The 13,803-nt window shown below is 41.4% G+C and carries 11 protein-coding genes; all 11 read right to left on the reverse strand.

The window, feature by feature from the left end; all coding sequences use genetic code 11:
* Positions 1 to 6: 6 nt before the first annotated feature.
* On the reverse strand, positions 7 to 3,327 hold the full coding sequence (locus tag J4N43_RS10155) for an STY4851/ECs_5259 family protein (RefSeq protein ID WP_220458460.1): 3,321 nt from the start codon (positions 3,325 to 3,327) through the stop codon (positions 7 to 9).
* Positions 3,328 to 3,381: 54 nt separating this feature from the next.
* Positions 3,382 to 3,717, reverse strand: coding sequence for a hypothetical protein (locus J4N43_RS10160; RefSeq protein ID WP_182016313.1), 336 nt, complete (start codon positions 3,715 to 3,717; stop codon positions 3,382 to 3,384).
* A gap of 51 nt (positions 3,718 to 3,768) precedes the next feature.
* Positions 3,769 to 5,079 (reverse strand): McrC family protein, encoded by a 1,311-nt coding sequence (locus tag J4N43_RS10165; protein ID WP_182016312.1) that lies wholly within the window; start codon positions 5,077 to 5,079, stop codon positions 3,769 to 3,771.
* 5 nt (positions 5,080 to 5,084) lie between these two features.
* Positions 5,085 to 7,778, reverse strand: a complete 2,694-nt coding sequence (locus J4N43_RS10170) for an McrB family protein (protein WP_252094108.1) — start codon at positions 7,776 to 7,778, stop codon at positions 5,085 to 5,087.
* 212 nt (positions 7,779 to 7,990) lie between these two features.
* Positions 7,991 to 8,275 (reverse strand): ParE family toxin-like protein, encoded by a 285-nt coding sequence (locus tag J4N43_RS24640; protein WP_503064185.1) that lies wholly within the window; start codon positions 8,273 to 8,275, stop codon positions 7,991 to 7,993.
* Between the two features lie 8 nt (positions 8,276 to 8,283).
* Positions 8,284 to 9,153 carry a viperin family antiviral radical SAM protein gene (locus J4N43_RS10175; protein ID WP_182016311.1) on the reverse strand — a complete coding sequence of 290 codons (870 nt, stop codon included), beginning with the start codon at positions 9,151 to 9,153 and terminating at the stop codon, positions 8,284 to 8,286.
* Between the two features lie 63 nt (positions 9,154 to 9,216).
* Entirely contained in the window at positions 9,217 to 9,915 is a 699-nt protein-coding gene (locus tag J4N43_RS10180) for a hypothetical protein (RefSeq protein ID WP_182016310.1), read from the reverse strand.
* The gene (locus J4N43_RS10185) at positions 9,906 to 10,262 is read right to left on the reverse strand and encodes a hypothetical protein (RefSeq protein ID WP_182016309.1); all 357 of its coding nucleotides are present in this window, start codon (positions 10,260 to 10,262) and stop codon (positions 9,906 to 9,908) included. Before J4N43_RS10185 ends, J4N43_RS10180 begins: the two co-directional genes overlap by 10 nt.
* A complete protein-coding gene (locus tag J4N43_RS10190) occupies positions 10,259 to 10,750 on the reverse strand; it encodes a hypothetical protein (protein ID WP_182016308.1) in 492 nt (163 codons plus the stop codon). Before J4N43_RS10190 ends, J4N43_RS10185 begins: the two co-directional genes overlap by 4 nt.
* A 33-nt stretch (positions 10,751 to 10,783) precedes the next feature.
* Positions 10,784 to 12,151, reverse strand: coding sequence for a restriction endonuclease subunit S (locus J4N43_RS10195; protein ID WP_252094109.1), 1,368 nt, complete (start codon positions 12,149 to 12,151; stop codon positions 10,784 to 10,786).
* Positions 12,151 to 13,779, reverse strand: coding sequence for an N-6 DNA methylase (locus J4N43_RS10200; RefSeq protein ID WP_252094110.1), 1,629 nt, complete (start codon positions 13,777 to 13,779; stop codon positions 12,151 to 12,153). The genes J4N43_RS10195 and J4N43_RS10200 overlap by 1 nt, the downstream gene beginning before the upstream one ends.
* Positions 13,780 to 13,803 lie beyond the last annotated feature (24 nt).

Below are 13,803 nucleotides of genomic sequence, written 5' to 3' on the forward strand. Positions count from 1 at the left end.
TAATCCTTATTTAGCTTGATGTGCGAAGTAGTTAATAAAACCGCTATACATAGGTTCAAACCATTCACGATCAAAATCTCGAAGTTTACGTAAATGGAAAATTGCGTCTTTAGGCAAGTTGTCAGATATAACGGAAGGTATTAATCCAGAAGCCATTGCTGCGGCAAATAGAGGCAGATAAACAACACCAGCCTGGAAGTTAACATTCACCTTTAACTCACATGGCAGCAGATTCAAATTAATGCACCATTGTTTTAGTTCGTTACCATATTCTGTTGGCCATTGATTATCTTCACTATGCTGGTGTAAGAGGTCCTGGAACCAGATTTCAGATGTTTGCAACATAGATTCAAGGGGGATCCGTGACGTTATCTCGTCATTTACCAAATATCTAACAACCGAATTCGCCAACGCTGGTATTGCCAAGCCTAATTTTGCAATATTTTTCTGAATCATTGGCTGAAGTATCTCATCAGATAATCCAATATTTTTCAGCGTGTCTTTCATAAGCGAAGCAGCATGCTTCCAGTGTTCCAAAGATATAAATTCCCAGAACACTGAAAATTCACTCTCTATATGTGAAATGAACTTTTCATCAATATCAAAAGCAAAAACGGCAACCGCGAGAGCTTTGGAGTCTCTAACCAAATGACGCCACACTTCAAACGTTGAAAGAGGTAAATAACCATAATTCTTATATGTATCTCTTAAATATGTCCACCCACTATGAGTCAAATCAGAACTCATCTGTAATAGAACATCAGAAATCACCCCCGGATTATGTTGGGGATGAAAAAGTTGTGCTGCCTTTTGCAAACTCCGTACTTCGTCATTGGACGTTTCCGTCCTTGAACCAGGAAAAAATTTTGCCCTAAACGCTACCTCTGAAGTTACATCTGGTACGATTAACCAAGGTCCATCGTGTTGAATAAACGATGGAAGTTCATATTCACCAGTGGCAATACCTTCAGTCTGACGACTTACCAATGCGAAAGGCTTCTGCTCTGGATCAGATAAAGACATAAGAACAGGCTTAACGCCTTCAGCATTCGATAAAGCCGTTGAGCGCAAAAAAACAGTATTTGTCGAACGATCATGTTCAAGCATCGTCGAATAGTGATTAATGATGAAATTAAGTGTTTTACCCGGGCCTTTTACACACAGTTCTACTTCACCGTCTAGCAAATCCGTTAGCGAAAGAAGCTCCAAAATAGCATCTTTAAGACCATATAGACTCACTTCCAGTGGCTTGTCTGTCACCTTATAGTGCCATTGAAAATAAGGTGTTTTGCTGTTTCCTTGTCCCGCTGTTTTGATAACAGCTTCAACCTGGAAATTAGCTGGAACCCCCTGAGTTGAGAACAAATGTAAACGACTACCTAGTAGATCATTTACGGTTAGCCGACTTGCTAATGGCTTCCCATCACTGTTATACGCAATCGCCCCTCTTGCAGGGAAAGGGACCTCAATCAAAATCGGCTCAGATAATATATTCGCACGAATAGAGATAATGATTGAAGAAGGCGGTTTACCAATAGAATCAAGCCAAATTTCTTTAACACCTACCGACTTATGTGAATTTGCAACTTGTACATCTTCAGAAATCACATCCCAAGTACAAGGTGAATTAGTTTTAACCCTCACAATGCCCTGCGTAGGGGTTTCACCGTTAACTAACTCTACTTCAAAATCCTTCGGTAGTATGCCTATATGCTTTCTCAGTAAAATTATTCCGTTTGCTGTTTTAGCTGTAAGAAGTTGACGACCATTGAGTTCTGATTGACACAATGAACCGATTGCTGAACCGTTTAAGTACGTAGAAACTTCGTCAATACTATCTAACGCTAACTCACTGACTTCCCTATCTACTTTAGGAACCCCTTTAAATACAAGTGCAGGTATCGTTCGCCATGGTAATTGTTCGCCTTTTAGAATCAAGTCCGTAACATGAATACTATTGTCGTTAGTGGCTACAATGTATCTTTCCGTACCATTGACGGTTAATTCACATCTACCGTCGAGAAATTTAAGTGCTAAGCCGTTAAAACTAAGGTCAGAATCAACCAAGTCGCCAAACTCCATTTTAAACGCCGTATGTAACGGCACTAGAATCCCAATTTTTGGGTGCTTGGTTGTTACAGATGATTGACCAATGATTTGCCACTTATCGTCTTTCTCAAGTAGAGAAATTGGCGATTCTCCAATATCCACGGAACTGGCTGGCAACCGAACGTCAGCCAACTTACATCCTGCTTGCATCACGGCAACATATAACTCACTGCTAGCTTTCATTCTACGAACGTGTACTGCAGAATTTCTAAACCGAATTGACGTTGAATCGCCTTCAAATTGTACAAAGCCAGTGCCAAGCGCAGCTATTTGTTTATCACCCTCGAAAATAGCCATTTCAACCCTACTTGACTGTAATTTCTTTTTCGAGAGCTCAAACGTGTAGGCCGAGGGGAGCGTAACTTCGGTATAAACCGCTTGATTTATAAAAGAAAGGTAATGCTTACATGCAAGCTTTCTCTTAGTTGTCGTGACTTTCCGCACTTCTCTTGTCGCGGTAGAGAGCAACTGGCTCAGAAATGCAGTCCCAACTGCACTTTCGAGTGGTAGAGGAAAGCTTTCTCTCCAACGAGGATGCTGTTCATCTAAGTATTTTGCTGGGTCTTGCTGTTTATCCAGAGAGAACTGATACACCAAGGTATCGAGCTTTTCAGCCATGTTAGCAATAAGATGGACAGACTCATCACTTTGAAGTGTCAACGGTAAGCTAGTAATTCTGGCTCTAACAAGTCGTTCGATCGCGCTAGATCCTATATCTTTCGCTTCTTGATAACGTTCAAATACTGAACAAAACGTATTCTGATAATTGTTTGAATCACTTGATAGTAGATTCGAAGGCAACCCGCCTTCAAGAAAGGTAGAACCAAGGTAATCTGAAGAATTTGAATTAAATTTCGCAACCGATTTTCCCCAGTAAATAGACAATCCTCTCGGTACTATTTCACTTCTTTGTGGTGGAGAAAGTTCAAAAGCGAGAGATTCAAAAATCGGCTTCCAACTCCAGTCTCCGCTATACTCCCTACGGAACCACTCAGAACAATATAGAACAAAAGCACCACACCATTCTTTCGAAAACGTATTTTTAACTTCAAACCGAAAGCTAGAAGAAAGCGTTCGCCGTAGTGACAAATACTCGTCGTTGGTCATATGGTATTGATACAGAGGACGACCAGAGTCCCTTTTGATACTACGACTGTTTAAGAAACCATTTAACCATTGAGAAACTGATTGTGATGTACCTAGAATAGACGTATTCATATCTGCATTCGCTATAGTTTTTTAAATTTAAATAGTTATAAACTTCTGCTTAAGTTAAAACGCCAAATAATCAAAAAACGCATTAATATCGCTTGCTGTTTTTATCTTTAATTTTAACGCGGGCTCCCCTTTCGCTAACCCTGGAGTGGAATAGGTGTTACTATGGCGCCCTTTTTCTTCTGGGTAATAGGTAAATTCAACACCACGAAGATCAACTTCATTGTTAGACTTAGGAAGCCACACATTGGCATACGCTCCATCCTTTGGTGTGTCCACTTCAACAACAAAACCAAATTGAGTAAAAATATGCCACGCATTAACTTTTTTCGTTACTCTAGTAGGTTCACCATAAATGCTTTGAATTCGATTTAACAATTGCTCTCTAAGCATAATTTTCTCTTCTTTTTATTTCGTCGACTTAACTGTAATTAATTTGACGCTCTAATCGTGCTTTATAAGCTTACGAACTTCATGATTATCACCAAGCAATAATCGGCTCTTTCCATTAACACACAGTTCGAACGGAACAACCCAAAGCCTTAATTCATCGCTAAAATCAAAGCTATATTCTATTGGCACTTTAAAAGAGTCGTGCGCTGGATAAATCAGCACTAATTTTCCACGGCCATTTAGATACTTTTGCCCGTAGGCATACATTTGATAAAAATCTGCCTGAGACAGGCCGAAATTGTGGGCATCAAGATCAATGAGTTTCCATTTGGTGTCTAAGACAACTTTGCTTTTATCTGGGAATGTCACGATTAAATCTGGTTTGAGCAAAAACTGCTCTCTTTGGTTATGAGTCACCAGATACTTAGAACGAGCTTGAGTCGTTAGGGAGACACCTTCTATTAATTGTTCTCGCAAAACCGAAGCTACGTAGCTTTCAAATACCGCTTCCATTGGGAACAACAAAGATAAAGCGCCGTGCTCTCCTTTCATGCTAAGCGGAGAAAACCCATCGAGTATCAGCCTCGCCCACGCTAGTGGGTCATAATAGCTCTGCATGCCCCTATCTAACTTCAGCGCGTCAAAATCGTGCTTAACGGATTTGCTATTTGGAACATCAGCAAACGCAAACTGCAGCTCTCTGAGTAGCTTTTGATTACTGGCCAGTCGAGTGTAGCTACCCAGTTTTTGTAGTGTCGTTTTTATTAATCGGTTGGCTGGTCGGTTAATCAGGTACTCATCGTATTCAACATAGAACTTGTGCTTGTTCACGACGTTTAGTCTGATTTGCTGAGATATCTTCAGCTTACCTTTTTGGAAAGGGAGGTTATCTTCTTGTGTGACATAGTCACTTTTGAGCCCTCTTTTGATCAGCATATTCACGGTTTGCAAAAACTGGCCGATGAATGCTTCAAGTAATGGCACCTGTTTAGTGGCGACATTCCCCTGATTAGCCGTCACATACCGAAATGAGCCCAAGTGTTGAAGCATCATTAGCAACATTTCGCGCGCTTCATTTACGGCGATATTTGCGTCTATGGCCTTCCGCCCAGTCTTCGGCAGAACTTCGATGTGCTCACCTGTGGGCGTAAATAATACACCGACATAGTTTTTCACTTGGAGCAACTCATGGCCGTAGCGTTTGGTTAGAGTCAAGCACTTATTGGTTTCCGACTCTGCTGCGCTTAAACTGACATCCTTCAAATAGTCAAAAGCGGACTGAGAAATAATTTCTGCACCTATATCAGCACAAGCGGCCTCATTACACGACAAATAACCGTACTCAAATACCGTAGTATGCATAAAGGTTACTCATCTACCGCTGCGGTATTGGCTTGTGATGAAAGTTCGTTGCTCGAATAAATACCAATATACGCTTGAGGGTTGCTCCAAACATCATCCCCATGCTCAGCAATTTTATATTTCACAACCGATTGGCCATATTGGTCTAAGCCGTGGTGGGAACCAAACAGCTCATTGAGCGCATTTGTTGTCTGTGTATGCTCTGTCACGAATTGAAAATCTGATTTGTGTGGCTGGTTGTCAGCAAGCACCAAACGGATTTTGCTCCAATCCTCAAAGAAATACTCTTCTAACAGCGGAATAATTTTGTTTTTGAACGCAGAGACAAGCGCTTTAAACGCCTTGTCTTGTTGACCCGCATCGACAAAGGCTTTTACTGGCATTAAGAAAGCGTGGCCTAATGTATGTTCACGGTCATAAAGGATTTCGATCCGTTCGTTGAGTTTGATTAAAAGCTCTGATAAATCGATGCGGAGGCTATCTTTCTCTACAATACAGTGTTCCAGTAACTCAGGCTTAGGCATCATTTCAACAAAATCAAAACGGCGACGTAAAGCCGTATCCATCATAGATAATGAGCGGTCTGCGGTGTTCATTGTCCCAATAAGATACAAGTTATTTGGCACCGACAACGGTTTCTTCGATAGGGGAAGTGTGAGTTCAATTGCTTCAGACTCCCCTTTACGTTTTGACGGCTCAATTAGCGTGATCAGTTCGCCAAAGATCTTTGAAAGATTGCCTCGATTGATCTCATCAATCACTAGAACATAATTCTGTGTTTCGGAACTAACTTCATTGGTTCTATCTATCTGCACCGAATTTTTATCAAGCAATTCAAAAAGCTCAACCGGAGTAAATCTAGTCAGTTCATAACAAGTTTTTTGTGTCAGTCTTGTATCTCCATTTAGTTCATAGAGATTGACGTCCAAATCTAATGCTAACCAATCGACTGGAATCACATGACAAAAATCGTCTTTTTCCTCTATCCCTTCTTGACGGAATTGGTACTCGCCCGAAACCACCCCTACTGCTTGAATGGACCATTGACTTTTTATACACAGAACAAGGTCACCCTCAGTCATACGTCCGGAAAACTCCATCACAGATGATTTTGCATTTGGTCCAAGTTGCTCAAAGTAATTTTTTTCATCCGAGCTACGCTCTTCGGTCGACATATCGCCGGTGTAACCCCACCCAATAGCCGCTAAATTATTTTCGAAGCAGTATTTTCGGACCTTACTCGCTTTTACTCCATCAATGGCTAGCTTCCATATTCGAGGGTTTGAATTAACTAATATAGGTTGCTTAGTACCGCTAGCTGTAGCGTCCTGACAAATTTGCTTAAATAAACCTGGCTTTACAATATATTCAATCTGATTCTCATCTGTTGTCGTTGGACATAACCCTTCAACAAACTCTTCATATCCATAACTCTGGTGAAAAGTCACAAATCGAATGCGTTTTTCATTAACTAAACGATCATACTTTTCCTTAAGTTCCTTAGGATCACTCCACTTAAAACTTGGCTCGGCGGCACGAACTGAAGCTTCAATCGTATGATAAGTTTTTCCTGTACCTGGGGGACCATAGAGGATTTGGTTTAACGAAGACGGTTTAGGCATTGTATAGCTCTCTTTTAATTCAGCAATTTCATAATCATCACTTCCAAAATCAATATCGTCATCACCCAAATAGCTCATTGGCCAATGTGCCTTACGAGTAATTGGATACTTCTTAGCAAATTGCGCCAACTTCTTCGATTTTCGTATACGTTGATATAAGTCAGTGGAAACTTCTGAGCACTCATAACCATCGCGGTGCTCGTAGCGAAGCTCAAAGTTGATTTTCTTTTGGGTAGGTTCGAACGTCGCAAAGACTTCTTCTGCTCGCTGTACACCCTTTTCCTTTCGACCAATTCGAATCATTGCCCCTGTGGGCATCGCCGTAGTGAAGACGTCTAGCTTATTATCATGAGCTTCCTGAATTAAGGCACAAAATGCATCTGCAACCTCTTGCGACCAAAGCTGAGAACAGCTATTAAACAAGTCAATGTGAGCAAATTGATCAAAAATAGCTCTCTGATGAACTTCTTTACGCATTTGCTCTGCTTTTTGCCAACACTCCTGACCAAACTCGAGTAAGTTTTGGTCACCTTTCCCTTTAATAAGATGCTGATACATATCAGGAAAAGATACTTTACTACGGTTATCTGTCAGTACCTCTAGCATTGGTTTAGAAAAAGTGTTGATCAAAACTGGTTGCTCTTGATTTTGATATAGAAACGCTATCTTCCATTTCACCAAAGGTGCAAAATCAATGTTATCGATTGTTTTCAAGTCACCGTCATAAGCCGCTTGTGCGACTTGAATTAATACATCTTTGACATAACTAAATACTTCAGATTCGTTATTTCCGTAACGGGTACGCCATGTATAAACCTCTCCATGACCAATACCACTTTGCTCTTTCCCCTCCCTATTACGTTTATAAATTCCAAATTTTGCGGATGTATTCCCTTTTATCGACCCTAGCTCTCTGGTTTTCGTCTCTAACCAATAGGTAAACGTATCTTGATCATCCGTTGAAACGTATTGTTCCAAAGTCAGTTCTTTAAGCTTTTCAATTGGCCAACGCTTTAAGAACGCATCCCACAATTCTTTTTGCTTTTTAATTCTGTTTTGTTTGTTTTCAGTGGTCATTTTTGTTCTCGTTTTATCGTTCGTTTTCACTAGCCTAATGTCACAGGAACCACAAACTTTATGCCTACGAATTATCCTCAATACTAAATCGTAGGCATAAGATAAATTACTTTACATTACGAAGTTCGATTTAAAACAAGTATCTCCCAAATGATTGCATCAGATCTCATAATGTAGAATTCGTTGGATATCATTAACTCAATTTTTATGTGTTAATGGTGGTTCACCCACTTATCAAACTCGTTGTGGCTCATGCAGTAGTACGGGCCAACAGTCGAACACCTGCGCTTTACTAACAAACGGTATCGTCTGTTTATCCTATAACTTAACCATCTTTTATTTCGTCGTATCACCTTGGGTCTTGCACCTCGACGAACCTCGTCAGAAAATATTTTTGTCACTAACGTCTTTGCCTTGTCCATTATTGCCGGTGACACCTTAGAGGCGACAATTTCTATTTTTGAACCACCGTTCACGCTCACATATTTAGCGTTCATATAGCCTCCTACTTGTAACGTTGCGCGAACTTGGCAACATCAAAGCCCGTCTCAGCTAAAGCGGTTTCTATTGGTGTGCAAATCAGAGGACGGCTTTTAAAATAGCCTTGTGAACCATTACCGTTCTGGAAAAATGAGCCGTCTGGGCTAAGCATTAGATAGGAGTTTGTCATTGAGTCGTTATTCTCAACTGACATCAAATGAGACACCGATTGGTGACGTTTAACGAAAGCATCAAACTGCTGATCACTGATGGTTTGGATGGAATCAAATACAGGTAAAACTCGCAAAACTTTCCACTTGTTAGGCTGAATAGCTTCCATTAAAGCGTTGAAGTCTTCCTCGGTATTAAATTGATTGACGACTGTATTGATTTTGAGCTCTGTCTTAGAGGAAACCGTTTTAACTTGTTGAAAGATTGACTGTAAGCGTTCTGGAGACAACACCTTTCCTGAAGCGGTTGTTCGTCCTATTTTCTGCTGAACATCCAAGCTACAGGCATCGTAGCTAATCCCTAACATCTGGAGTTTATGAGAATGCTGAGCAATAAATTCGTCAGTAATTAAATGACCGTTAGTAATTATCGAGGTATCAAAGCCCAACTCTAATGCGTAGTCTAGCGCATCGATAAAGCGTTGCTTTAACAGCAATGGCTCACCACCGGCAAAATTCAGGCGAACGCGTTGATAACCGAGTTGTTGCTGAATGGAATTTGGGGAAAGAAAGTAATCAGCCAGTCTATTTAGCACTAACTTCATGTCATCTAAGTTTCGATGAAGTTCGTTGGGTTTCGCCCATTTGGCGTAACAGTAATGACAGTCGTAATTACATTTTTCAGTGATGTGATAATTGATTACAAGTTGTTTTGCTTGGTTCATAACACTACTCCTTTTGGTCAGTAGGAGTAGTGTTGATTTGTGCACTGCACAAAAAAGCGTTTTTTAGTCAGGCAGGATATTTAATAGAGAATTAAAAGATTGGGCTTCCTGAAAGTCTTGGCGAACCCGCATAACCAAAGTGGCTAATAGCTGATCATCGGCCAGTAATGCCGCATCTAAATGGTCAGCGATATTCATAGCACCAGCAAGATCGTCTTCCAATAAGCAAAGAAGCAGCGACTCTTTATGAGAAAGCGCTAAACGCTGAGAACGGAGTAAATGGTAGAGCAACCCTGTGTTCAGCATAGCGATATCCATTTGCGGTAAGCGCTGCTCTACAAACGGGCTGGTTAGCCGAGTACCACGCAGGACAAACTTTGCATCACTAAGCTGGTGAAGGAATAGTTGAGCCTCACTGGTTAACTTTGAGTTGCTATCCACACATTGCGCTTCGAGCAAAACTTCTTTGCACAATTTGGCAGCTTCAGTTCTGGCTGATGCTTTTTCAAAGATATCTTTAACATGCTTGGTATCATTGAAAAAAGCATCCAACACTAAGGCATTAAACAAACAATCGACTGCTTCTGATTTGAGCAGCTTTTTACCTCGCATACCCAAATCAGAGTCAGAAAATCCGTCATCGACCACTGCCGATGACGGAATCGTACCATTGCGTAAATAACTGTTCGCTTTGGTACGGAGTTGTTTACCGTCAACACCAAACAACTGCTGCACCGCCTGATTGGTATTAACTAACGGCATACAGTATCTTCCAACAGTTTTGTTTCTGAGTAATAACTGTCTTCAATTGACGCAATCACTTCAGCCGAGCGATAAACCGATTGAGAACCATACCCGTAACGACAGGTATTATTCGCGTGCATTACCGCTCCCAGGCAGTAACCTGCACGAAAACTCTCTTCTTTTGACGTTGTGAGGTAAGCACCAAAACGTGGGTCATCTTTCTTTTTATATAGCTCAATATATTCTTGACATGACGATACCAAAAATGCCACATCTCCCGGCTTCGCTGAAGAGTGATCATAGGCGTAACTCGTTTTCCCTAGAGATAATAAAAGGAGTCCTGTTAAAAAATAGATACGTTTCATTCTACAGCTCCTTCATTAACGACTGCTTCTTCTGTTATCAATTGCTTGCCAGGATATTTATTCATGCGACGATAGCTGTACAGCAGTGTCATTGACATCAGTACATAGCTAACAAAATCCATCAATGGCATTGTGTCAAAATCTTCAAATTCCAATTCGGAAAATTGTACTGCAGCAACCCCAAGTAGAACGAAAACTAAAATCAGATACGCCTGATGTACCCAAGGGGTGATGATTTTACGAATAAGCGGCGCTTCGGTGCGGCGGCATAGTTTTATATAGTGGTAAGCAAACATCACCAATAAAACGATAAATATCGTTTCAACCAGGTCCAGTTCTGACACCGAATATGAATACTCAAATATCACCAATGGCATAACTGCATACGCCGCTATTCCCAGAACAAACATAGCCAACAGCCAAAGCCACTTCACAGTGAACTTTAACCACTTCCAAATTGACGAACCTAAATTTTTATTATCTTGCATATCCCTATCCAACTTTTTTATTAGTAATTCATTCTACGCTTTCTTCTTTCCAGCCTTCTTTGCCGCTTTCGCCAACGCCTCTGCCTCTTTACGAGCCTTTGCTATACGCTCTAAAAGCACTTCTGCTGATTCATCGTCATCATTTTGCGGGACGAGTTCCCCACGGAAGGCTTTAGCTAAAATACTTTGAGTCAGATTATCTACTCTAGCCTGCGCTTTTTTCACTTGCGCTTCGATGGTGTCGGCGAAGGCGAAGTACTGATCGACTAAGCGGACGATTTCTTTTTGTTCTGCTACTGATGGAAAATACACTTCAAGGTTTTTAATTACCTTTTGATTTAAATTAACCATTGTCGAGCCGACAGAAGTAGCGTTGAAATAACTAACTGCTATTGGGGAGCGAATAATGTAGCTCAAGTACTCTGAATCAATATTCTCATCGCAACGAAGAATCATAGACCCCGTACCACACAAACACGGTTTCGATGCAACATCATTAACGACAGCAGCTCGCCCCATTTCACCACGTCGTCCAACCACTACGTCACCATCTCCTAAATGCCAAGAAGCTAACGACTCATATTTTTCCGTCGTTATCGTCATTTGAGTAGAAGGCGTAATCTTGCCATCATTTATATGCATTGGGTTAATAACAAAAATACCATCTTCAATATAGTCTGATTTGTGTAGTGCACTACCGAAAGGGCCCGTTTTAATTTTAATACCTGTATCACCCAACTTTGAAAGCTCAGGGCGCCCGTTTTCGATGCCAGTCAACTTCCCTGAAACTGCGGAAGCGAGTACCGATTGGCGGAAGCGTTTTAGCAAATCAGGAATACCATCTAAACGGGCTTTGATGGTGTCAACCTGTGCCAATACTTCATCAAGTTTTTCAACGATGCGTTTTTGTTCGGGTAGTGGGGCTATTGGTAATCGGATCTCTTTTAACGCTTTAACTGCCGCTAAATTTTGAATCGCTCCACCAACAGACTTATTCAAGACTTGCTGCTGTATTAGTGGTGATTTAAATAGTCTTAGGAAGTAATTGGAATCTATATAATTATCTTGAAGTCGTATTCTCAATAACGCCTGATTAATCACTCCTATAGGGGCTCCTTTTGGTACGCAAGTTATCCGCCCCATAGTTCCTGAACAACTAATTAAAAAATCACCTTCATGAACCTGAAATCCTTTCAACTCATCAAATTTATCCTGTGTTATGAAATATCTAAACTGCTCACAATCATCGTTTATAGGAGCATACTGCTCATAAACCGCATAACCTTCATCCACAAAGCATGATTTTTTTAGGTTTCCTCCAAAAGGCCCCCTTCTAAAACCGTCTACGCCAACAATATTGTCCCATTTAGTTTCAACCCATCCTTTCGGCAACTGACTCATTACTCAACCTCCGGCTTTTCAGATAAGCCAAACGCTTCTTCTAACAGTTGCTTTTGCGCATCAGCTTCATCATTTGCGCCTAAAGCCTGCATCAACTGATAAATGTCAGACATCGCTTCAGTAAGCTCAGCCATTGCTTCACCCGCCAACACCTCTGGTTCTGGTAAGTTTTCAGCACTGGTTGCCTCTAAATCTTTTAGCCAAGAGATATCTAGGCTGTCGCCTTTCTGGTCTCGAATGTATTCACGGCTGAATTTACGCCAGCGCGCGCTATCTACTTTGTGCGCTTTCTCGCTCACACTTTCTGCCGTTTCACCTTCTGCGAAAGTATTTCCTAACGTTTCGTATACGCCTTCTTCACGAGGTGATTGACCGTTTTTATCTGCTCCGTAGGCCGCAATAAAGGCATCAAAGTGCTTTTCTGTCAGTGGGCGACGCTTACCAAAAGTGTTCATATTGGTTCGCATATCAAACACCCAGGTTTCTTTTGTACAATCTTTATCCTGATGTTTGTTCTCTGGCGTGCCTTTTTGGAAAAACAGCACATTGGTTTTCACCCCTTGGGCGTAGAAAATGCCAGTAGGTAAACGCAAAATGGTGTGCAAGTTACACTTATCCATTAAATCACGGCGGATCTCTGTACCTTTACCACCTTCAAATAACACGTTATCTGGAATCACCACCGCCGCACGACCACCCGGTTCTAATGCATCATAGATATGCTGCATAAAACAGAGCTGTTTGTTACCTGTTGGGTGAACAAAGGTGCGGGTAATATTAGTACTGGCGGCACTACCAAATGGCGGGTTGGTCAAAATTAAATTGGCTTTGGGCAGGCTTTCACCAGCACTGCCTAATGTGTTACCAAGACGAATTGCACCTTCGTTTACGTCACCTTCAATATCGTGCAACAAACAGTTCATCAAAGCTAAACGGCGCGTTTCAGGCACTAGTTCTAAGCCTACAAAGGCGTTTTTCATTTGAAAATCTTGATCAGACTCGTCCATTCTCACTTTCTGACCATCGACTACTTTCCATTCAAGATCTTCAGTTTGGGTTTTTATGTACTTATCAGCTTCAATCAAAAAACCCGCTGTACCCGCAGCCGGGTCCTGAATAATTTCACGCGGCTGTGGCTGCATTACTTTCACTATGGTGCTAATCAGTGCACGAGGGGTAAAGTATTGACCTGCGCCTGATTTGGTTTCATTCGCGTTCTTTTGCAGCAAGCCTTCATACATATCACCGAAATCGTCACGGCTTTTACCTTGGCTACCATCGAACCACTCAAGGTTATCCATATTGTCTACAAGCTCAGTCAATTGCGCTGGCTGAGTAATGGTGGTGTTCACGTTCTGGAAAATCGCACGCACAATGGCATGGTCGTCAGCGCCAAGCTGAACCAACATATTGCGGTAAAACTGATGCTGTTCCTGACCAATCTTCGATTTTAAATTTGCCCAACGGTAACCTTCTGGTAACAGTTCATCCTCTTGTTCTGTCTCTTCGCACATTTTCAAAAACAGCAGTGATGCCAGTTCATTCACATAGTTCTGATAAGAAACACCACCGTCACGCAGGTTGTCACACAGTTTCCAGAGTTTGGCTACTAAATCGTTGTTATTCATATTGGTTCTCTAATGCTCACACGG

It is taken from the genome of Vibrio sp. SCSIO 43009 (genome assembly GCF_023716525.1).
Taxonomy (GTDB): domain Bacteria; phylum Pseudomonadota; class Gammaproteobacteria; order Enterobacterales; family Vibrionaceae; genus Vibrio; species Vibrio alginolyticus.